The 21,507-nt window shown below is 68.5% G+C and carries 19 protein-coding genes; 10 read left to right on the top strand and 9 right to left on the bottom strand.

All coding sequences use genetic code 11. The annotated features are described in order from the left end of the window. Positions 1 to 15 precede the first annotated feature (15 nt). Positions 16 to 1,152 (top strand): DUF5938 domain-containing protein, encoded by a 1,137-nt coding sequence (locus C4F17_RS10100; protein WP_106935145.1) that lies wholly within the window; start codon positions 16 to 18, stop codon positions 1,150 to 1,152. A gap of 4 nt (positions 1,153 to 1,156) precedes the next feature. Next, positions 1,157 to 2,707 carry an AMP-binding protein gene (locus tag C4F17_RS10095; protein ID WP_106935144.1) on the top strand — a complete coding sequence of 517 codons (1,551 nt, stop codon included), beginning with the start codon at positions 1,157 to 1,159 and terminating at the stop codon, positions 2,705 to 2,707. Here C4F17_RS10095 and C4F17_RS10090 read toward each other — a convergent pair. Both C4F17_RS10090 and C4F17_RS10085 read right to left on the bottom strand, forming a co-directional pair. After that, positions 2,692 to 4,323 carry a class I adenylate-forming enzyme family protein gene (locus C4F17_RS10090; RefSeq protein WP_106935143.1) on the bottom strand — a complete coding sequence of 544 codons (1,632 nt, stop codon included), beginning with the start codon at positions 4,321 to 4,323 and terminating at the stop codon, positions 2,692 to 2,694. The two genes, C4F17_RS10095 and C4F17_RS10090, sit on opposite strands and share 16 nt — an antisense overlap. 99 nt (positions 4,324 to 4,422) lie before the next feature. Then, the gene (locus tag C4F17_RS10085; protein ID WP_106935142.1) at positions 4,423 to 5,262 is read right to left on the bottom strand and encodes a hypothetical protein; all 840 of its coding nucleotides are present in this window, start codon (positions 5,260 to 5,262) and stop codon (positions 4,423 to 4,425) included. 204 nt (positions 5,263 to 5,466) lie between these two features. On the opposite strand from C4F17_RS10085, the gene C4F17_RS10080 reads away from it, so the two are divergent. Continuing rightward, positions 5,467 to 6,126 carry a DUF1345 domain-containing protein gene (locus tag C4F17_RS10080; RefSeq protein WP_081268039.1) on the top strand — a complete coding sequence of 220 codons (660 nt, stop codon included), beginning with the start codon at positions 5,467 to 5,469 and terminating at the stop codon, positions 6,124 to 6,126. A 16-nt stretch (positions 6,127 to 6,142) separates the two neighbouring features. On the opposite strand, the gene C4F17_RS10075 is transcribed toward C4F17_RS10080, so the two are convergent. The 3 genes from C4F17_RS10075 to C4F17_RS10065 are packed head-to-tail and all read right to left on the bottom strand — an operon-like array spanning position 6,143 to position 9,218. Next, a complete protein-coding gene (locus C4F17_RS10075) occupies positions 6,143 to 7,090 on the bottom strand; it encodes a DMT family transporter (RefSeq protein WP_106935141.1) in 948 nt (315 codons plus the stop codon). Between the two features lie 31 nt (positions 7,091 to 7,121). After that, positions 7,122 to 7,619 carry a methylated-DNA--[protein]-cysteine S-methyltransferase gene (locus tag C4F17_RS10070; protein ID WP_106935140.1) on the bottom strand — a complete coding sequence of 166 codons (498 nt, stop codon included), beginning with the start codon at positions 7,617 to 7,619 and terminating at the stop codon, positions 7,122 to 7,124. 6 nt (positions 7,620 to 7,625) lie between these two features. Further along, on the bottom strand, positions 7,626 to 9,218 hold the full coding sequence (locus C4F17_RS10065) for a DNA-3-methyladenine glycosylase 2 family protein (protein WP_106935139.1): 1,593 nt from the start codon (positions 9,216 to 9,218) through the stop codon (positions 7,626 to 7,628). A 111-nt stretch (positions 9,219 to 9,329) separates the two neighbouring features. On the opposite strand from C4F17_RS10065, the gene C4F17_RS10060 reads away from it, so the two are divergent. Then, positions 9,330 to 10,712, top strand: a complete 1,383-nt coding sequence (locus C4F17_RS10060) for a phosphomannomutase/phosphoglucomutase (RefSeq protein ID WP_081267997.1) — start codon at positions 9,330 to 9,332, stop codon at positions 10,710 to 10,712. Between the two features lie 4 nt (positions 10,713 to 10,716). Beyond that, a complete protein-coding gene (locus C4F17_RS10055) occupies positions 10,717 to 12,102 on the top strand; it encodes a 3-deoxy-D-manno-octulosonic acid transferase (protein ID WP_106935138.1) in 1,386 nt (461 codons plus the stop codon). A gap of 139 nt (positions 12,103 to 12,241) precedes the next feature. On the opposite strand, the gene C4F17_RS10050 is transcribed toward C4F17_RS10055, so the two are convergent. The 4 genes from C4F17_RS10050 to C4F17_RS10035 form a co-directional block, all read right to left on the bottom strand. After that, the gene (locus C4F17_RS10050) at positions 12,242 to 13,783 is read right to left on the bottom strand and encodes a TolC family outer membrane protein (RefSeq protein ID WP_106935137.1); all 1,542 of its coding nucleotides are present in this window, start codon (positions 13,781 to 13,783) and stop codon (positions 12,242 to 12,244) included. Positions 13,784 to 13,804: 21 nt separating this feature from the next. Continuing rightward, on the bottom strand, positions 13,805 to 14,140 hold the full coding sequence (locus C4F17_RS10045; RefSeq protein WP_081268000.1) for a rhodanese-like domain-containing protein: 336 nt from the start codon (positions 14,138 to 14,140) through the stop codon (positions 13,805 to 13,807). 13 nt (positions 14,141 to 14,153) lie between these two features. After that, the gene (locus C4F17_RS10040) at positions 14,154 to 14,831 is read right to left on the bottom strand and encodes a protein-L-isoaspartate O-methyltransferase family protein (protein WP_081268001.1); all 678 of its coding nucleotides are present in this window, start codon (positions 14,829 to 14,831) and stop codon (positions 14,154 to 14,156) included. A gap of 89 nt (positions 14,832 to 14,920) precedes the next feature. After that, complete coding sequence (locus tag C4F17_RS10035) at positions 14,921 to 15,598, bottom strand: TetR/AcrR family transcriptional regulator (protein WP_106935136.1); 678 nt, start codon at positions 15,596 to 15,598, stop codon at positions 14,921 to 14,923. 102 nt (positions 15,599 to 15,700) lie between these two features. Between C4F17_RS10035 and msrA the strand changes: the two genes are divergently transcribed. The 5 genes from msrA to C4F17_RS10010 all read left to right on the top strand — a co-directional run bounded on the left by msrA (position 15,701) and on the right by C4F17_RS10010 (position 21,495). Then, positions 15,701 to 16,252 (top strand): peptide-methionine (S)-S-oxide reductase MsrA, encoded by a 552-nt coding sequence (msrA, locus tag C4F17_RS10030; protein WP_081268003.1) that lies wholly within the window; start codon positions 15,701 to 15,703, stop codon positions 16,250 to 16,252. A 22-nt stretch (positions 16,253 to 16,274) separates the two neighbouring features. Further along, positions 16,275 to 16,670 carry a hypothetical protein gene (locus tag C4F17_RS10025; RefSeq protein WP_081268004.1) on the top strand — a complete coding sequence of 132 codons (396 nt, stop codon included), beginning with the start codon at positions 16,275 to 16,277 and terminating at the stop codon, positions 16,668 to 16,670. 80 nt (positions 16,671 to 16,750) lie between these two features. Next, a complete protein-coding gene (locus C4F17_RS10020) occupies positions 16,751 to 18,925 on the top strand; it encodes a TonB-dependent receptor (RefSeq protein ID WP_106935135.1) in 2,175 nt (724 codons plus the stop codon). Positions 18,926 to 18,932: 7 nt separating this feature from the next. Next, positions 18,933 to 19,319, top strand: coding sequence for a hypothetical protein (locus C4F17_RS10015; RefSeq protein WP_106935134.1), 387 nt, complete (start codon positions 18,933 to 18,935; stop codon positions 19,317 to 19,319). 82 nt (positions 19,320 to 19,401) lie between these two features. Further along, complete coding sequence (locus C4F17_RS10010) at positions 19,402 to 21,495, top strand: TonB-dependent receptor (protein ID WP_106935133.1); 2,094 nt, start codon at positions 19,402 to 19,404, stop codon at positions 21,493 to 21,495. The last annotated feature ends 12 nt before the right edge of the window (positions 21,496 to 21,507 follow it).

The following is a 21,507-nucleotide window of genomic DNA, read 5'->3' as shown; positions in this document are numbered from 1 at the left end:
TCAAGGAGACACAACATGAGCAGCAGCAAGAAGAAACCCGTCGTCGTCTACGGCGCCTCCGGCTACACCGGCCGACTGATCTGCGAGTATCTGCGCGAGTACAACATTCCCTTCGTTGCAGCGGGACGCAGCGCGCAGAAGGTGGAAGCGGCGATGAAGTCCAACGTGCCCGGCATAGAGACCGCGAACTACGAGGTGGTGGAAGTGGCGCATTCGGTGGGCGCGCTCACAGAGCTCTTCACAGGCGCATCGGTGGTGCTGAACACCGTGGGGCCTTTCGCCAAGTTCGGTCCCGAGGTCGTCGAGGCCTGCCTGGCCGCCGGATGCCACTACACCGACACCACCGGCGAGCAGGACTGGCTCATCACGCTGGAGCGCAAATGGGGCGACAGGTTCGCCAAGGCCGGCCTGCTGCTCTCGCCGGGCTTGGCGCAGATGTACACCACCGGCGAGATCGCGGCGCAACTGTGCCTGGAGACGCCGGGGCTCGACACGCTGGACATCGCCGTGTTCTGGGGCGGCAGCCCGACCATCGCGTCGACCCAGACCATCCTGGTCAATGCGGCCACGTCCAAGGCCTACTACCTGGAGCAGAACGAGTACGTCGAATGGCAACCCGACGCCGGCCTGTACCACCTGTCGATTCCGGGCCAGCACGAGGCGGCGCTGGCATTGCCATGGGGCGGCACCTCGCACCCGGTGTGGTTCAAGCGCGATCCGCGCGTGGCCAACGTGAAGGTGCTCGGCGGCGTCTTCAACAAGGCGCTGATGCAGGGCGTGCCGCAGATCGTCGCCGCCGCGCTCAAGGCCACCGAGGGCATGAACGACGAAGACCGCTATGCCGCGCTGGCCAAGACGGCGGCGGGCGTGATGAACACCATGCCCCCGCGCGAGAACCCGCGCATCAACAAGTCCGTCGATTCTGTGCATGCCTCCGGTCCGCTGGGCCGTGTGCACTGCGTGATCTTCGGCAACTGCAACTACAAGCAGACCGGCTTGCTGCAGGCCTATGCCGCCGCCTCGCTGCTGCAGCAGCCGCCCAGGCGGGCCGGCTTCGCCTCGGGTTGCCAGGCCTTCGGGCATCGCGAGCTGCTGGGTGCGCTGCGCAGCTTCGGGCTGGTGCAGGAGCCGGCGCTCACGCGGCTGGGCTGACGCCATGCGCCTCGTCGACTACCTCGACAAGGGCGCCCAGCTGGGTGCCCATGCGCCGTGCCTGACCCTGGGCGCCGCCGACCTGAGCTATGCCCAGGTGCAGCGCATCAGCTGGCGCGTGGCACGCGGCCTGCAGCGCGCCGGCGTGCGGCCGGGGGACAAGGTGGCCGTGCTCTCGAGCAACGACGCGACGGCTTTCGCCACGGTCTTCGGCATCTCGCGCGCGGGCTGCGTGTGGTGCCCGGTCAACCCGCGCAACGAGGCGAGCGAGAACGCCTTCGTGCTCGATGCGTTCGACTGCACGTGCCTGCTCTTCCACGGCAACTACGCCGACATGGTCGGCCATATGCGCCCGCAGTTGCCCAAGCTGCGGGCGCTGGTCTGCCTCGACGGGCGGCAGCCCTTCGCGCCCTCGCTGGAAGACTGGCTCGAAGGGCTGGACGACTCGCCCATCGACATCTCTCCGCCCGACGACGTGGCCATGATCGCCGGCACCGGCGGCACCACCGGCCAGCCCAAGGGCGTGATGCTGTCGGGCCGCAACCTCGAGGCGATGTCGGCGCTGACGCTCATGGGCTATCCCTTCGAAGGCCGGCCCGCCTACCTGGCGCTTGCGCCGCTCACGCATGCGGCCGGCGTGCTGTGCCTGCCGGTGATGGCGCTCGGCGGGCGGGTGGTGATCATGCCCAGGCCCGACCTGGGCGAGTTCCTCGGGCTCATCGAGTCGCACCAGATCACCCACACCTTCCTGCCGCCCACGCTCATCTACATGCTGCTGCAGCATCCGCAGCTCGCCTCGGCGCAGCTCGATTCGCTGCAATGCTTCTGGTACGGGGCCGCGCCCATGTCGGCCGCGCGGCTCGAGGAGGCGCTGCACAAGATCGGCCCCGTCATGGCGCAGCTCTTCGGCCAGACCGAGGCGCCGATGATGATCTCGATGATGTCGCCGCGCGAGCACTTCAATGCCGACGGCACCGTGGCGCGCCATCGGCTTTCATCGGCCGGCCGGCCTGGGCCGCTGGTGCAGGTGGGCGTGATGAACGGCGATGGCGCGTTGCTACCCGCCGGCGAGAGCGGAGAGATCGTGGTGCGCGGCTCGCTCGTGATGCAGGGCTACTACAAGGACCCGCGCGCCACCGAGGAAGCGAGCCGCTTCGGCTGGCACCACACGGGCGACATCGGCTACCTCGATGCCGACGGCTACCTGTACATCGTCGACCGCGCCAAGGACATGATCATCTCCGGCGGCTTCAACGTCTACTCCGCCGAGGTGGAGCAGGCGCTGATGCAGCACCCCGACGTGCAGGACAGCGCGGTGGTCGGCCTGCCCGACGAGAAGTGGGGCGAGCGCGTGGTGGCCGTTCTGCAGCTGCATGCCGGGCGGCAGGTCGACGTGGAAGAGATCAAGGCCTTCGCCAAGTCGCGCATAGGCAGCGTGAAGGCGCCCAAGCAGATCGAGGTATGGCTCGACCTGCCGCGCTCCAAGGTGGGCAAGGTGCTGAAGAAAGACGTGCGCGCGACGCTGCTGCAGGCCGCCGGTCAGCCGCGCGTGTAGTTGTCCTGGTGCGCCTTGCGCAGCTCGAACTTCTGGATCTTGCCGGTGGACGTCATCGGCAATGCCGCCAGGAAGATGATCTGCTTGGGCACCTCGAAGCCGCCCAGGTGCTCCTTGCAGTGCGCCGTGAGCGCGGCTTCGTCGAAGTCCGCGGGCGCATCGGGGCGGCGCGTCACGAAGGCGGTGATGGCCTCGCCCCAGTGCTCGTGCGGCAGGCCCACCACGGCGGCGTTCATCACGCCCGGGTGGCGCAGCAGCACTTCCTCGACCTTGATGGAGGGCACGTTCTCGCCGCCCGACTTCACCATGTCCTTCAGGCGGTCGAGGAAGATGAGCTGGCCGTCGTCGTCCATCCTGCCGAGGTCGCCGGAGTGGTGCCAGCCGAAGCGCTGGGCATTGGCGGTGGCCTCCGGGTCCTTGTAGTAGCCCAGCATCACGTTGGGCCCGCGAAAGACGATCTCCCCGACCTGCCCGGGGGCCAGCAGTTCGCCGCCGTCGCCCATCACCGCGACCTCGTTCACCAGCGTGCCCACGCCCCAGTAGGAGCCGAAGCGCTTGCGCTGCTCGCTCGCCTCGAAGATGGTGGCGCCCGGATACATCTCGGTCTGGCCCGACACCAGCGCGAAGCTGGGGCAGAACTCGTCGAGCAGGCGCAGCAGCAGCGTGCGTGACATCGGCGCCATCGCATACACGCACAGCCGCAGGCTCGACAAGTCGCGTGAGGCGCGCTGCGGATGGGCCAGCAGCGCGCCGTACATCATCGGCAGGCCCACGGCCACGGTGATCCTGTGGCGCTCGATGGCGGCCAGCATGGCGCCGGGGTCGAAGCCGCGCAGCACGACCACCGCGCCACCCACCGACAGCGCCGACATCAGCACCGTATGCTGCCCGCAATGGAACAGCGGCAGCACGCTGCTCCACACATCGGCGCGCTCGGGGCTGCTGCCCCATTCGACCATGTTGCTGAGCAGCACCGAATGCACCGAAGCGTGCGAATGCATCACGCCCTTCTGGCGTCCGGTGGTGCCGCTGGTGTACATGATGAGCGCGAGGTCGGTGCTGTCGATGTCCACGTCGGGCAGCGTCTCTGGCCCTTGCGCGACGGCCTGTTGCACGGTCGGGATGCCCGGCGGTGGCGTGTCGCTGTCGAGCACGCACAGCAGGGGAGACACGCCCGTGGCCTGCAGCAGTTCACGCAGCTCCGGCTTCGCGTGCAGCGCGTTGTCGATCACCACGTGCCGCACTTCGGCGTGCGCAAGGATGTAGCCGATGGCGTCCACCGCCAGCGCGGTGTTGATCGGCACCCACACCAGCCCGGCCTTCTGGATGCCCAGCATGGCGATCACCATCTGGGTCGAGTTGTTGCACAGCATGCCCACGCGCGCTCCCTTGGCGAGGCCCAGGTCCAGCAGGTGGTGCGCGAAGCGGTTCGAAGCCGCGTCGAGCGCGCGGTAGGAGAGGCGATGTTCGCCCTCTATCAGCGCCGTGCGCTCGCCGAAGCGGCGCGCGGAGCGATGGACCACGTCGCCCAGGGTTACGCGTGAAATGCGCGCGTGGAGGCGCGGGGCCGACGAGGGCGCGAGGCCGTTGACGGCCGTGGTGGTGGCTGCAGGCATGCTTATGTCTCCGTTCTTCGTTCGTTGGGGCGCAGCCTAAGGCTGGCCCCCGCGTCGCGTCTTGCGAAGACTGGCTGCGCGCAGCCGCTGCGGCGTTGCCTAGAAGCGGGCCTTCAGGAAAGCCGAGGGGCCTTGCAGCCGCACCTTCAGGCGCGTGTCTGCAAAGTCGGCGTCGCGGGTGAGGTCGATGTTGGTCACGTTGTAGGCGAGCACCAAGCCGACGTTCTTCACCGGGAACCACTCCACACCCGCGGAGGCGTTGTAGATGTTGCCGTGGAAGCGGCCGCCGTTCTTCCACACGCCCGAGGCGTCTGCGAACAGCCGGAGGTCCGGCGTGATGGCATGGCGCACGCCGATTTCCAGCAGCGGCGCGATCGCGTTGTCGCTCGAACTCTGGCTGTACGTGCCGACCTGTCCGTTGACCACGGCGCTGGCGCTCGCTCCCAGCGTTGCGCGGTAGTAGGCCGCGCCGGCACCCAGGCCCAGCACCGTGTTGCCACTGCCGATCCACCACTTGTACGACAGCTTGGCGAAGTCCAGCTTGGTGCTGATGTTGGCGTTGCCGAAGGTGTTGAGCGAGCCGAAGCTGCCGAAGCTGTTGTTGCTCGCGATGCCGCCCGAGTAGTCGCGCTTGTATTGGTAGTAGTCGAAGGAAATGCCCTGGCTGTCGCCGAGCAGCACGTCGGCGCTGACGCGCGGCATGGTCACGCGGCCGGGCTTGATGTCGCCCGACTGCAGCGAGCCGTAGGGCGAGTTGACGGAAGCGTTGAACTTGGGGTCGGCGTTGTAGCCGCCCACGGAGAAGCTGAAACGGTCGAGCGCCGGCGACGGATCGGCGAGTGCGGGCGCGGCGGCGAACAGGAAGCCTGTGCCGATGAGCGCGCCGATGGCGCCGAAGCGGACGGTCCAGTCGAAAGGACGGGAATGAAGCTGCAACATGAAAATGGATCCTTCAGATGGAAAAGAAAAGCCTCGCGCATGCGCATTCCAAGGCAGCTCCCTGAGGGCGGCCGGCAAGGTAGTGGAAGCGCGTGATCAATTACATGCGCGCTCGGCGGCTGCGTGTGTAGGACTTTCTTGATGGTCGCGGACTGCGCGAGTTTTTTGCCGTCACGGGCACGTGTGCGGCGCTACAGTCGCCGCATGCGCGAACACCTCTCCACCACCACCGGGCCCCAGCGTCTTCTCTACGGCAGTCTCACGGGCGCCGCGGTCGCGTTGGTGCCATGGCCCATGAGCGGCATGGCGCGCGGACTGGCCGGATGGTGTGCCGGCGTGCTGGTCTACCAGGTGCTCACCTGGTGGCTGGCCGAAACCTTCGACGCGCGCCGCACGCGCGAGCGCGCGCAGTCGCTGGACCAGCCCAACGTGGTGATCCTGGTGTCGATGCTGGTGGCGGTGGGCGTGAGCGTGGTGGCCATCGCCATGCTGCTGCAGGAGGTCAAGCAGCTCGACGGCTGGGAGCGTGCCGCCCACGTCGCGCTCGGACTGGTGGCGCTCGCGGGGTCGTGGCTGATGATGCATTCGATCTACGCGTTCCATTACGCGCACCGCTACTACATCGACCAGAAGAGCGGCAGGCCCGACGGCGGCCTCGACTTTCCGGGCAAGGACGACGCCCCCGACTACTTCGACTTTCTCTACTACTCCTACGTGATCGGCATGACCTCGCAGGTCTCCGACGTGCAGGCCACGTCGAAAGAGATGCGCCGCATCACGCTGATCCACAGCGTGCTGTCGTTCACCTTCAACATGCTGGTGCTGGCCCTGTCGGTCAACGTGGTGGCCAGCGCCTTTTCCTGAGCGCGCGGCGGGATGCTCAGGCCGCGGCCTTGCGTGGCCGGCCGAGCTTGACGATGCCGGTCGACAGCGCAACGCCGCAAACGATGACGGCCGCGCAGATCAGCATCCACTGCGTGATGCGCTCGTCGAGGAACACCGCGCCGTAGAAAAGCGCGAACACCGGCACCAGGAACGTCACAGTCAGTGCACGTGCGGGGCCGGCGCGCTCGATCAGCCTGAAGAACAGGATGTAGGCGATGCCCGTGCAGGCGATGCCCAGCGCCAGCAGCGCGAGCCATGAGCGCAGGCTCGGCATCTGCGCAGGCCACAGCCAGAAGGCGGGGATGGCCAGGAACAGCGTGGCGCCGATCTGGCTGCCGGTGGCCGTCGTCAGGGCCGGCACGCCGCCCAGGTGGCGGCGCGTGGCGCTGGCCGAGATGCCGTAGCACAGGCACGCACCCAGGCAGGCGAGCACGGCCCACAGCGCCGAATGGCCGGTGGCGCCCGCATGCAGGCCGGCGCTGCGGCTCGCGAGCATCGCGACGCCGGCAAAGCCGATCACCAGGCCCACGATCCGCGAGCCCGCGGGCCGTTCGCGGAACCAGGCCCAGGCCACCAGCGCGCCGAACATCGGCGTGGTGGCGTTGAGCACCGCGGCCAGGCCGGTGTTGATGGTCAGCAGCGCGAAGCAGAAGAGCGCGAACGGCATGCCCGAATTGAAGACGCCGACCGCGAAGCTGGCCTTCCAGTGCTTTGCGAGGGCCGGGCCCTGTCCGCGCAGCAGCGCAATGGGCAGCAGGAACAGCGCCGCGATGGCCACCCGCACGGCCGCCGTCGGCAGGGCGCCGAACTCCGCCGCGCCGATGCGCATGAAGAGAAAGGATGCGCCCCAGAGTGCCCCCAGCAGCACCAGGTCGACGAGCCATGCTGCGGAGTTGGCGGGCGCGACGGCCTTGGTGGGAATGTTGTTGTTCGTTGTGCTCATGCGGCTTTTTTCGTTCTTCCTGGTGGTTGCCTTACAGCGCGCCTTCCAGTTCGAGGAGGGCCGTCTTGCGTTCGAGCCCGCCAGCGTAACCGGTCAGCGAACCGTCGGCGCCCAGCACGCGGTGGCAGGGCACGATCACGCTGATCGGGTTGCGCCCCACGGCCGCGCCCACGGCGCGCACCGCGGTGGGGTTGCCGAGCTTGGCGCTCAGCGTGCCGTAGGTCAGCGTGGCGCCGGCCGGAATGGTCAGCAACTGCTGCCACACGCTCTGCTGGAACGCGGTGCCGTGCGAGAGGTCGAGTTTCATGTCGAAGTGGTCGCGCCTGCCCGCGAAGTAGTCGTGCAGCTGCGCGGCCGCTTCCACCAGCGCGGGGTGGTCGTCCTTGGCGATCCAGCCCGTGGTGTCGGGCCAGTGGCGCTGCTGGTCGAACCAGACGCCGGCCAGGCCCTGGTCGGTGGCCGCCATCGTGATGCCGCCGAGCGGCGTGTCGATGTGCGACGTGTAGATGAGCTTGCTCTTGAACTTCATGGCATTTCAGGCGGTGAGGCCTGCCGTGGTGATGAGGGGAGACGCAGCCGCGGCCGCGTTGGCGGTGGAGGGCGCCGGAGGCGCGTGCCATGCGCGGAGCACCGCATAGCTGCGCCAGGGGCGCCAGGCTTGCGAGGCCTCGCTGGCGGCGCGCGCGGTGGTCACGCCCAGCGCCTTCTGCAGCGCGACGTCGCCGGCCGGGAAGGCGTCGGGCCAGCGCAGTGCGCGCATCGCGATGTACTGCGCGGTCCAGGCGCCGATGCCCGGCAACTCCTGCAGCGCCGCGATGGTCGAGGGCACGTCGGCCCCCGCATGCAGCGCCAGCCTGCCGTGCGCGACCTCGCGGGCGATGGCCTGCAGGGCGGCCTGCCGCTGTCGCACGATGCCCAGCTGCCCCAGCGCGTCGCCGCTCGCCTGGGCGATTGCGGCCGGCGTGGGAAACAGCCGGTCGAGTCCTTCGATGGGCGTCGCGATGGTTTCGCCGAATGCCGCCACCAGCCGCGAGCCCAGCGTGCGCGCCGCGGCCACCGTGATCTGCTGGCCCAGCACCGCGCGCACCGCCAGCTCGAAGCCGTCGACCGCGCCGGGCACGCGCAGGCCGTCGCCGTGCGGGAAGGCCGCATGCAGCGCGGCGTTGATGGCCATCGGCTCTGCGTCGAGGTCGAACAGCGCGCGGGCGCGGCTGATGACGATAGGCAGCACGGCGGCCAGCGAGTCGCTGACCGACAGCAGCGCCTGTTCGCGATCGAGGTCGAAGCGCAGTTGCAGCCAGCCGGCATGCGCCTGCCCACCCTGCTGGATGCGCAGGGTGCGCGCCAGCTTCACATAGGCGGGCGTGCTGCCCTTGGCCGGCTCCTTGCCGTCGGCCGTGGCCACCACTTCGATGCCGCGCAGCGCACGGCGCGCGAAGAAGCCGAGCATGGCGTTGTCGTCGTAGGGCGGCCTGAAACCCAGCCGCACCTCGATGGCCCGGCCCGCGCCGTTCTCCACGGCCGCGCCGCCGGCTCGGCGCAGTGCGCTCGGGTTGAGGCCGTAGTGCTCCACGAATGCGGCATTGAAGCGCCGCACGCTCGCAAAGCCGCTGGCCAGCGCGACCTGCGTCATGGGCAGGCGGGTGTCGGCGATCAATTGCTTGGCGGCCAGCAGGCGGCGCGTCTGCAGGTACTGCAGCGGCGACACCCCGAACTGCGCCTCGAAGATGCGGCGCAGATGGCGGTCGCTCACGCCCAGGCGGGCCGCGATCTGCGCCGCGCCGGGGCCGTCCTCGGACCATGCATCGGGCTCGTCGATCAGCCGCGCGGCCTGCAGCGCGAGGATGCGGGAGGCGTCCTCGGTCGACCAGCTGGCCGCGCGCGGCGCCAGCTCCGGCCGGCATCGCAGGCAGGGACGGAAGCCCGCGGCCTCCGCCTGCGCCGCGTGGCGGAAGAACCGGCAGTTCTCGCGCCGCGGCAGCTTGACGCGGCAGACCGGCCGGCAATAGATGCCTGTGGAGGTCACGGCGGTGAAGAACGACCCGTCGAAGCGCGCGTCGTGCGTCTTCATCGCCAGGTAGCAGGCGTCGCTCTCGAGCGCTTCGGTGGGGGCGTGGGTGGAAGGCATGGGGAAATGATACGGTTTCGACTCGTTTCAACTGGCCGTTTTCGGACATGTGGCACCCCGGGGCGTTGCCTACAATGGCTCGTTTACAAACCCAGCAGGAAACCGCATTCCATGCAGCTCAGCGCGTCGATCTTCAAGGCCTATGACATTCGCGGCGTCGTGCCGGTCACTCTCGACGCCGAAGTGGCGCAAGCACTCGGGCGGGCCTTCGGCAGCGCCGCCCGCGCCGCCGGTGAAAAGTCGGTGGCCGTTGGACGCGACGGCCGTCTGTCGGGCCCGATGCTCGTCGAAGCGCTGATCAAGGGCCTGGTGGAAACCGGCATCGAGGTGATCGACGTGGGCGCCGTCACCACGCCCATGCTGTACTTCGCGGCCCACACGCTGGCCTCCAGCGGCATCCAGGTCACTGGCAGCCACAACCCCAAGGACTACAACGGCTTCAAGATGGTGCTGGCCGGCCGCGCCATCTACGGCGACGAGATCCAGGGCCTGCGCAAGACCATGGAAGCCGGCACCGCGCAGCTCGCCCCCGGCGGCAGCGTTCGCAAGGTCGACGTGACCGAGGCCTACGTGAAGCGCATCGCCGGCGACATCAAGCTGGCCCGGCCCATGAAGATCGTGGTCGACTCCGGCAACGGCATCGCGGGTGCCACCGCGCCGGCCATCTTCCGCGCCATCGGCTGCGAAGTGACCGAGCTGTTCAGCGAGGTCGACGGCGACTTCCCCAACCACCACCCCGATCCGAGCAAGCCCGAGAACCTCAAGGACCTGATGGCCGCGCTAGCCTCGGGCGACGCGGAGCTGGGCCTGGCCTTCGACGGCGACGGCGACCGCCTGGGCATCGTCACCAAGGACGGGCAGAACATCTTCCCCGACCGCCAGATGCAGCTGTTCGCGCAGGACGTGCTGTCGCGCGTGCCGGGCGGCACCATCATCTTCGACGTGAAGTGCTCGCAGCGCCTGGCCCCGGCCATCGAGGCGGCTGGCGGCAAGGCCATGATCTACAAGACGGGGCACTCGCTCATCAAGGCGAAGATGAAGGAAGTCGATTCGCCGCTGGGCGGAGAGATGAGCGGCCACATCTTCTTCAAGGAGCGCTGGTTCGGCTTCGACGACGGCACCTATGCGGGCTGCCGTCTGCTGGAAATTTTGAGCAAGAGCCCCGACGCGAGCGCGGTGCTCAATGCCTTGCCCACCAGCTTCTCGACGCCCGAGCTGAACGTGGCCTGCGCCGAGGGCGAGCCCCACGCGGTGGTCGACAAGCTCGTGAAGAGCGCCGATTTCGCGGCGCCGGCCAAGGTGTCGACCATCGACGGCCTGCGCGTCGACTGGCCAGACGGCTTCGGCCTGATCCGCGCGTCGAACACCACCCCCGTGCTGGTGCTGCGCTTCGAAGGCCAGACCGATGCCGCGCTCAAGCGCATCGAGGCCGAGATGCTGGCGCTGCTGCGTACCGCCAAGCCCGACGCCCAACTGGCGGCAGCCGCCCACTGAGCCTGTGCGTTCGCTACTGCTGCGCCTCTACGGCGTCTTCACCACCGCTGTGCAACCGCTGGTCCGCCGGAAGCTGCGGCGCCGTGCCGTGGCCGAGCCCGGCTATGGCGTGGCCGTCGAGGAGCGCTTCGGCCGCTACGACGAGTCCATCACCGGCCATGCCCAGTGCTGGGTGCATGCGGTCTCGCTCGGCGAGACGCGCGCGGCCGCCATCCTGATTGCCGAATTGCGGCGGCAGTATCCGGGCGTGCCGATCCTGCTCACGCACGGCACCTCCACCGGCCGCGAGGAGGGCGCCAAGCTGCTCGAGCCGGGCGACACCCAGGTCTGGCAGCCGTGGGACACGCCGGGCGCCGTGGCGCGCTTTCTCGACAAGTTCCAGCCGCGCATCGGCGTGCTGATGGAAACCGAGGTCTGGCCCGAGATGGCCGCCGCCTGCGCCGAGCGCCGCATTCCGCTGGTGCTGGCCAATGCGCGCCTGAATGAAAAATCGCTGGCGGCCGCCGAGCGCCTTGCCTGGCTCTCGCGGCCCGCCTACTCGGCCCTTGCCGCCGTGTGGGCGCAGACCGAGGCCGATTCGCACCGGCTCGTGTCGCTCGGCGCCAAGGTGGCCGGTGTGTACGGCAACCTCAAGTTCGACGCCACGCCCGACGCGCGGCAGCTCGCCACGGCCATGTCGCTGCGCGAGCACCTGCCGCGGCCGATGGTCGTGCTCGCCAGTTCGCGCGACGGCGAAGAGCGCATGCTGCTCGAAGTGCTCAAGCGTTTCGGCGCGACCTCGCCGGTGCCGCCGGAGCAGGGCGCGGTGCGCTCCATCGCCAAGCGTGTGCACGAGGTGCAATGGATGATCGTGCCGCGCCATCCGCAGCGCTTCGACGAAGTGGCGGCGCTGATCGAGGCCGAAGGCTTCGCGGTGGCGCGGCGCAGCGCGGCGGGGCAGCCGGCCGAATCGGAAATCTGGCTCGGCGATTCGCTGGGCGAGATGGCGCTCTACTACGGCCTGGCCGACGTGGCGCTGCTCGGCGGCAGCTTCGAGCCGCTGGGCGGGCAGAACCTCATCGAGCCGGCGGCCTGTGGCTGCCCGGTGGTCATGGGGCCGTCGACCTTCAACTTCGCGGAGGCGGCGCAGTTGTCTCTGGCCGCGGGCGCATCGCTGCGCGTCGAGGGCATGGAGCAGGCGGTGACGGCGGCGCTGAAGCTGGTCGAGAACCCCGAGCGCCGCGCGGCGATGGCCCAGGCCGCGCAGGCTTTTGCGTCGTCGAACCGCGGAGCGGCCGAGCGCACGGCGGCGGCGGTGCTGGCGATCGCGCAGGCTGCCGATCCCGTGGACACCGTGAACGCGCCGCTGGAAGAAGACCAGCCGCCGCGCGCCGAACCTACGCTGGACTGACCGAGCCCGCATTGCTCCTTCCCCCTCTGGGGGAAGGCTGGGATGGGGGCTCGCGCCGAATGAGCGTTGCGAATGGGTGAAGGCCGTCGTGCCCCCACCCCGGCCCTCCCCCGAAAGGGGAGGGAGAAAGACGAATGCCTCAGCGAACCGGCGGATTCAGGATCACCGGAGGCACGGGCGGCGTCGGCATCGTCGGCGCGGGCGGATTGAACGGCTGCACCGGCACCGGCGGAATCACGGGAATGCTCGGCGGCACCACCGGTTGCTGCTGCTGCGGCGAGCGGTCGGGCGCGGTGGCCGAGGGCACCGCCGGCACGCCGGCGTTGCTGGCCAGCGTGGCGTTGATCGCATTCATGTCGTCGGTGGTCAGCGTGCCGTTGGCCTGGCGCAGCTTCAGGTTGCCCAGCAGCACGTTGTAGCGCGCCTGCGCGAGGTCGCGCTTGGTCTGGAACAGCTGGCTCTGCGAGTTCAGCACGTCGATGTTGATGCGCACGCCCACCTGGTAGCCCAGCCGGTTCGCATCGAGCGCGCTCTGGCTGGAAGATTCGGCGGCCTCCAGCGCCTTCACCTGCCCCGCACCCGAGACCAGCCCGAGGTACGCCGCGCGCGTGGCCTGCGCCACGTTGCGCCGCGTGCCTTCGAGCACGCTGCGCGACTGGTCTTCGAGCGCCAGTGTTTCCTTGATGCGGTTCTCGGTCGCGAAGCCGGCGAACAGCGGCAGGTTGAAGGTGACGCCGACCGTGGCCGCGTTGGCGCGCGTGCCCACCGTGCTGGTGGTGGTGCCGGTCGGATTGCGCGTGACGTTGTAGCCGAGGTTGGCGTCCAGCGTGGGCTTGTGGCCGGCCTTGGCCTTCTCCACTTCGAGCCCGGCCACGTCGACGCCCAGGCGCGCCTGCTTGATCGCGGGGTGCACTTCGTCGGCCTGCGCGACCCAGGCGTTGATGTCCGCGGGCATGGCCGTGGGCAGCACCACCGGCACCGCCAGCGGCACCGGCACGCTGCCGGGGCGGCCGACCAGCTGGTCGAGCACCACCTTCTTGACCTGCAGGTCGTTCTCGGCGGCGATTTCCTGCGCGATCACCAGGTCGTAGCGGGCCTGCGCTTCGCGCGAGTCGGTGATGGTCGAGGTGCCGACCTCGAAGTTGCGCTTGGCCGATGCCAGCTGCTCGGCCACGGCCACCTTCTGGGCGCGCACGAGCGCCAGGCTGTCCTGGCTGGCAAGCACGTCGAAGTAGGCCTGGCTCACGCGCACGATCAGGTCCTGCTCCGCAATGGTGAACACCGCCTGCGCGATGTCGGCCTGGCGCTTGCCCTGCTCGTAGGTGGCCCAGTTGGCCGGGCGGTACAGCGGCTGCGTGGCGTTGATGCCGACGTTCTGGGTATTGAAGTCGCGCGGGGTGGTGGTACCGCGCCCGGCGCCCGTGAGGATGTCGATCTCGATGTCGCTGCGCGTCACGCCGGCCGTGAGGCCCACGGCCGGCAGGATGCCCGCCTTGGCCTGCGCGGCGCGCGCCACGTTGGCGTCGTACTGGGCCCGCGCGCCCTGGTAGGTGGCGTCGTAGCTGCGGGCGGCGTCATACAGTTCGTTCAGTGTCTGGCCCTGGGCCGGCAATGCGAGCAGTGCTGCGAAGGTGCTTGCGAGCGCTGCGGAAAGTGGCGAGAGCCGGGGCCTGGAAGGCATTGAACGTCCTTGGAGAAAGAATCAGTAGCGCGGGACCGTGGGGTCGTGCGAGGACCAGGCGTCGATGCCCCCGGCCACGTTGGCCAGGTCGGCAAAGCCGTTCTGGCTCAGGAAGGCGGCCACGCGCTGGCTGCGCGCGCCGTGGTGGCAGAGGCAGGCGATGCGCTTGCCTTCGCCCAGCTCGGCCAGGCGCCCGGGGATCTCGTTCATCGGGATCGCGACCAGGGTGAAGCCCTGGGGCGCGACGCTCGCCGTCTGCAGCTCCCAGGGCTCGCGCACGTCGAGCAGAACCGGGGCGGCGTCGGCATCCTGGGCGAACCAGGCGGCGAGGTCGGCGGGGCGGACTTGGTCAATCATGGCTGCCGTCCGCTCAGAACGAGAAGCGCGAGGGCTCGGGGAAATTCAGCAGGCGCGGGGCCACGGTGTCCCAGGGCTGGATGGTGTCCCACTTGCTTTCGCTGGTGCGCGTGACGAAGTGGGCGCGCATCATGGGTTCGTCGCCCACGATGGCCGAGAGGCGGCCGCCGACCTTCAGCGAACCCAGCAGGTTCTGCGGAATGCGCGCGACCGAGCCGCTGAGCACGATCACGTCGAAGCTCGGGCCGCTGGCCAGGGGAACGGAGCCGTCGGCGTGGCGCACCTCGACGTTGGTCACGCCGTTGCGGCGCAGCGTCTCGGCTGCGCGGGCGGCCAGCACGGGGTTGATTTCGAGCGACAGCACCTGGGCGGCGCGGGCGCCGAGCAGGGCGGCCATGAAGCCGGAGCCGGTGCCGATCTCGAGCACCGATTCGTGCTTCTGGATGTGCAGGTCCTGCAGCGTGCGGGCCTCGACCTTGGGCGACAGCATGATCTCGCCGGGCACGGAGCCGTCCAGCAGCGGCAGTTCCATGTCGAAGAACGACAGGGTGCGGTGCTCGTCGGGCACGTAGTCCTCGCGGTGGATTTCAGCCAGCAGTTCGAGGATGTCGGTCTCCAGCACATCCCAGGGGCGGATCTGCTGTTCGATCATGTTGAAGCGCAAGCGCTCGAGGGTGGGGGTGGGGTTCATGGCGTGGCTTTCCTAGTGGGCTCAGGACAAACCTTCAATTTTAGGTGGCGCCGATGACACCCGCGGCCCGGTCGGCCTTGCGAGATGCTTCATGCCTTGTCTCCGGCGCGCGCGCAGAGGCCGTAAAGCACGGTTTCGGCCTGCGTCGCGAGGTATTTCTCGGGGTCGAGCGTCGCGGCGCCGTCGACGCAGACCATGGCCGAATGCTTCCAGAGCATGAGGAAGACCATGGGTGCGACCACCGAGTAGATCGCGTGGTCGATGTCGACCTTGGCGAACTCGCCGCGGTCGATGCCGCGCTGCAGAATGCGCCGCAGCAGGTCGTGGCCGGGGCGCACCACCTCGCGGCGGTAGAACTCCGCGAGTTCGGGGAAGTTGGAGCCCTCGCACATCATCAGCTTGGTCAGGCCCGAGGCCTTGGTCATGCCGACGCGTTCCCACCACACGTTCATGCAGTAGCGCAGCATTTCGGCCGAGGTGCCCTCGAACGCCTCGAATTCGGCGTTCCATTCATTGAATCGGCCGCCCAGGCTTTCCATGACCACGGCCTTGAACAGTTCTTCCTTGCTCGGGAAGTACAGGAAGAGGGTGCCCTTGGAAACACCGGCCCTTGCCGCCACTTCTTCTGAGCGGGTGGCGGCGAAGCCCTTTTCCACGAACAGGTCGAGCGCGGCTGCCAGCAATTCGCCGGGGCGCGCTTCCTTCCGGCGCTCGCGCTTGGCGCGTACCGGACAGATCTTGTCGACAAAGGATCGGGGCGTGGGCATGATTTTAATGACTCGCGGGTTAGTAATGTAGTGAGCGGCATCTGTCACGTCAAGCCGCGACAATATCGGGTTCGTCTTTTTCCAACCTTCCGGAGCAGTGCAATGACCTCTTCATCGTCGCCCACAGAAACCATCGTGCTCGGTGGCGGCTGCTTCTGGTGCACCGAGGCGGTGTTCGACCGGGTGCAGGGCGTGCTCGACGTGGAGTCGGGCTATTGCAACGGCCAGGTCGTCAAGCCGACCTACGAGCAGGTCTGCACCGGGCGCACCGGCCATGCCGAGGTGGTGAAGCTCGAATTCGACCCGGCCCGGATCAGCCTGCGCGAGATCCTCGAGATCTTCTTCGTGGTACACGACCCGACCACGCTCAACCGCCAGGGCAACGACGTCGGCACCCAGTACCGCAGCGGCATCTACTACACCGACGACGCGCAGAAGCAGGTGGCCGAAGAGGTCATCCGCGAAATCGAGGCCAGCAAGACCTACCGTTCGCCGGTCGTCACCGAAGTGGCGAAGCTCGACAACTACTCGACGGCCGAGGCCTACCACCAGGACTACTTCCTGAACAACCCGAACCAGGGCTACTGCGCGTTCGTCGTGGGCCCGAAGGTCGAGAAGTTCCAGAAGACCTTCGCCTCGCGCCTGAAGGCCTGATCGCCTGATCGGCTCCCGACCCGTGCACATCGCCCGCCAGTCGCCCTCCCGTTCGTCGCGCGCGTTGATCGTCGCGCTGGCGTTCGCGTTGTGGATCGCGGGCACGCTCGGGGTCATGCACCGGTCGCTGCACGTGCCGGGCCTCTCGCAGGCCGCGGCGGCGGTGCAGGTACAGCAGGCATCGCAGAGCGGCGTGCACAAGCATGCGGCCCATGGGCTGGGCAGCCTGTTCGGCGAGCACACCGATGCCGAGTGCCGGCTCTACGACCAGCTGGAGCACGGCTCCACGGCGCCCAGCGTGCCGCTTGTGGTGCTGCCGATACTGCTGCCCTCGGCCACCTTCGCCTATCTGCAGGGCGAGGCCATCGCCCGCTGGATCGCGCTGTTCGACGCGCGCGGTCCGCCTTCCACTCGCTGAATCCCTCCGTGTTCCGGCCGTAGCTGTCCGCATCGAGCGGGCGGCTGCGGATCGTTCATCGATTCAACGAGTGCCCATTCATGATTCCCAATTTCCGTCGCAGTGCCGTTGGCATTGCAGTTCTTTCCCTGCTGTCCTGGTCGGCCTTCGCCCAGGACACGAGCACCACCACCACGACCACGGTTGCGCCCAGCAGCGCCGAGGGCACGCTGTCCACCGTGGAGATCCAGTCCGAGCGCCTCAAGAAGGCGCGCATGGAGCTCTCGCCCGAGGTCGGCGCGACCGTCTATCGCATCGACCGCGCGGCCATCGACGCGCTCGGCAAGGGCGACGCCACGCCGCTGGACGACGTGCTGCTCACCCTGCCCGGCGTGGCCAAGGACTCCAAGGCCTCCGGCTCGCTGCATGTGCGCGACGACCACGGCAACGTGCAGTACCGCGTCAACGGCGTGCAGTTGCCCGAGGGCATCTCGGGCTTCGGCCAGTCGCTGGACACGCGCTACATCGACTCGGTCAACTTCCTGACCGGCGCCTTGCCGGCGCAGTACGGCCTGCGCACCGCCGGCGTGGTCGACATCCAGACGAAGCAGGGCTTCGGCAAGCCCGGCGGTTCGCTCGGCTTCACCTTCGGCAGCCACAACACGCTGGAAGAGAGCGGGTCCGTCTACGGCACCACCGGCAACCTGAGCTACTACCTGTCGGGCAGCCTGGTGTCCAACACCAACGGCATCGAGAACCCGCAGCCCACGCTCAACGCGCAGAACGACCGCACGCGGCAGGGCAAGACCTTCGGCAACCTGAGCTACTACCTCGACGCCGACACCCGCCTCGGCCTGATGTTCGGCACCTACAACGGCAAGTTCCAGATCCCGACCAACCCGAACCAGACGCCGGCCTTCTCGCTGGCCGGCTACAGCGACCTGGGCACGGGCTACAACGGCCTGCCGTCTTCCGATGTGCGCGAGCGCCAGACCGAGGCCACGCGCTTCGTCGCGCTGTCCTACCAGAAGACCGTGGGCGCGCTGGATTTCCAGATCTCGGCCTTCCACCAGTACTCGAACCTGCACTACCTGCCCGACGCCGTGGGCGACCTGATCTACAACGGCGTGGCGTCGGACACCCTGCGTTCCAACTCGTCGAACGGCCTGCAGGCCGATGCGTCGTACAAGCTGAACGACGCCCACACGCTGCGCTTCGGCGGCGCCTACACGCGCCAGAGCACGCGCAGCATCAATGCGGTGAACGTGTTCCCGGTCGACGACAGCGGCGCGCAGGCCGGCAACACGCCGGTGCTCATCAACGACAACTCCGGCAAGGTCGGCCGGCTCGCCAGCCTGTATGTGCAGGACGAATGGCGCATCGACCCCCGGCTGACCTTCAACTACGGCCTGCGCTACGACAGCGTCGACGCGTTCACCAAGGAGCACCAGTGGAGCCCGCGGCTGAACCTGGCCTACAAGCTCTCGGACGACACGGCGCTGCACGCGGGCTACGCGCGCTACTTCACGCCGCCGCCGCAGGAGCTGGCTTCGCAGCAGAGCATCAACCTCTACGCCGGCACCACCAACCAGCCCGAGATCGCCAATTCCGACCCGGTGAAGGCCGAGCGCACCCACTACTTCGACCTGGGCCTCGACCACAAGTTGAACGACAACCTGTCGCTGTCGGCCGACGTGTACTACAAGAACATCACCAACCTGCTGGACGAAGGCCAGTTCGGCCAGGCGCTGATCCTGTCGCCGTTCAACTACGCCAAGGGCTTCGCGCGCGGGCTGGAGCTGTCGGCGCGCTACAACGACGACCACTGGTCGGCCTACGCCAACTTCGCCTACCAGAAGGCGATGGGCAAGAACATCGTGTCGAGCCAGTCGCTGTTCGGCGCCGACGAGCTGAGCTACATCGCCAACCACTACGTGTACCTGGACCACGACCAGACCTACACGCTGTCGGGCGGGGCGGCTTACCGCTTCGGCGACAACCAGGTCAGCGGCGACCTGATCTTCGGCAGCGGCCTGCGCCGCACGCCCGACGGCGGCGCGCCCAACAGCGCGGCGCTGCCGCACTACGCCGTGGTCAACGCCGCCTACTCGCACACCTGGAAGGAGCCGTCGGGCGGCGACATCGTCGGGCGCATCGCCATCCTGAACCTGTTCGACAAGAGCTACCTGCTGCGCGACGGCACCGGCGTGGGCGTGGGTGCGCCGCAGTACGGCACGCGGCGCAGCCTGTACGTGAGCATGACCACGCACTTCTGATGCGCGCATGATGAACCCGAGGCTGTCGCGCACCGTCGCACTCATGCTGCTCTTCGCAGTGTGGGTGACGGCTACGCTCGGCCTCGTGCATGCCACGCTGCACGTGCCAGGCGACCGCGCGTGGGCCGTGGCGGCCGCGACCGTCGCGGCCGAGCCCTCGGCAAGGCACGCGCCGGCGCAGCGGCATGGCTGGATCCATGCGCTGTTCGGCGACAAGACCGATGCCGAGTGCCGTCTGTACGACCGTCTCTCGCATGGCTTCAGCATGCCCGGCGTGCCGCTGGTGGTGTTGCCGATGGTGCTGCCGTCGGCCACCTTCGCCTACCTGCAGGGCGAAGCCATCGCCCGCTGGATCGTGCTGTTCGACGCACGCGGTCCACCAATCGCTCGCTGATTTCCCACGTGTTCCGACGCTGCCTCCACCCGCCTTGCGCGGGTGGCGGCCGGTCGCCCCTTGATTTCAACGAGTGTTTTTCATGATCCCCAATTTCCGTCGCAACGCCATCGGCGCTGCCGTTCTTTCGCTCGCCGCGCTGGCGGGTGCGGCCAACGCGCAGACCGCGCCTGCGCCTTCCACCGCCGATGACGCGAGCCTGCGCGAAGTGACCGTCACCGGCAATCCGCTCGGCGCCAGCGACCTCATCGCGCCGACGACTTCGCTGTCGGGCGACAAGCTGCTGCTGCGCTCCGAATCGACCCTCGGCGAAACGCTGAACAACCTGCCGGGCGTGAGCAGCAGCTACTTCGGTCCCAACGCGAGCCGGCCCAGCATCCGCGGGCAGGACGGCGACCGCATCCGCATTTTGCAGAACGGCGGCGGCGCGCCCGACGCCTCGGCGCTGAGCTACGACCACGCGGTGCCGGTCGATGCGCTGGTCACGGAGCGCATCGAGGTGCTGCGCGGCCCTTCGGCGCTGCAGTACGGCGGCAGCGCCGTCGGCGGCGTGGTCAACGTGATCGACAACCGCATTCCGTCCGAGCCCATCAACGGTTTCGGCGGCCGTGCCGACCTGGGCTATGCCACCGGCAACAAGGAAAAGAGCGGCGGCGTGCTGCTCGAGGGCGGCAACGACCGCATCGCGCTGCACGTCGATGCCTTCAACCGCGATTCGAAAGACGTGTCGGTGCCCATCACCCTGGAGTGCAGCAAGCCGGGCTCGCCGTGGATGGCGCGCAGGATCTGCAACTCCGCCAACCAAGCGCACGGCGGCGCGTTCGGCGGCACGGTGTTCTTCGACCAGGGCTGGGTCGGCGCGTCGGTCAGCACCTACCGCAGCACCTACGGCACCGTGGCCGAGGACGACGTGACCATCGGCATGAAGTCCGACCGCCAGGCGCTCGAAGGCGAATGGCGTCCGGGCGGCTTCATCAGCAGCATCCACGCGAAGCTGAGCCACACCAACTACCGCCACACCGAGTTCGAGGGCCGCGAGCCGGGCACCGCGTTCTCCAACGTGAGCAACGACCTGCGCCTGGAGGCGCGCCACCGGAAGATCGGCAACTTCGAGGGCCTGGTCGGCTTCAGCAGCGAGACCAACCGATTCGCCGCCGACGGCGAGGAAGCCTTCGCGCCGCACAGCCGCACGCGTTCGACCGCGCTGTTCCTGCACGAGGAATATGGCACCTCGTGGGGTCGCCTGAGCTTCGGCGCGCGCACCGAGCGGGTCCGCGTGCGTTCGCTCGGCTACCCGGAAGACCCGAGCGTGACGCGCTTCGCCGTCGGCGAGCGCACCTTCAACCCGCACAGCGCCGCGTTCGGTGCCCTGGTCAACCTCGCGCCGCAGTGGCAACTGACCTCGAACATCGCCTACACCGAGCGCGCGCCCAAGGACTATGAGCTGCTGGCCAACGGCCCGCACGTGGCCACGGCTGCATGGGAAGTGGGCGACCCGACGCTCAAGAAGGAAAAGTCGACCGGCTTCGACCTTGGCGCGCAGTGGAAAGACGGCCCCAACACGGCCCGCGTGAACGCCTATGTCACGCGCTTTCGCAACTACATCGGGCTGACCGCCTCGGGCCGCGAGCTGGACTCCGAAGGCAATGTGGCCGAGCCCGGCACGCCCGACACGCTCGCCGAATACCTCTACGGCGGCGTGCGCGCGCGCTTCACCGGCATCGAGGCCAACGGCAACCTGCGACTGCTGGGCGCCGACGGCTTCGCGCGCATGGCTGATGCCGGCACGCTCGACCTGGAGTGGCGCGGCGACATCGTGCGCGCGAAGAACCTCGACACCGGCGAGCCGCTGCCGCGCATCGCGCCGCTGCGCCTGGGCGCCACGCTGGCCTACGGCAACGGCCCGTGGACCGCGCGACTGGGCTTCGACTACAACGCCGCGCAGCACCGGGTGCCGAGCGTGGGCGCGCGCGAGACCGATGCGTACACGCTGTGGAACGCGGCCATCACGTACCGCATGAAGGTGCAGCGCGCGAACCTCACCTGGTATGCGCGCGTCGACAACATCACCAACAAGCTGGCCTACAGCCCGACATCGATCCTCACGACCACGGTGTACCCGAATGCCCCGCTGCCGGGGCGGACGCTGAAGGTCGGGCTGCGCGTGACGTTCTGACCCTGCCTTGCT

The organism is Variovorax sp. PMC12 (genome assembly GCF_003019815.1).
In the GTDB taxonomy this organism is placed as follows: domain Bacteria; phylum Pseudomonadota; class Gammaproteobacteria; order Burkholderiales; family Burkholderiaceae_C; genus Variovorax.
This window is presented reverse-complemented; position numbering and strand designations above follow the sequence as displayed.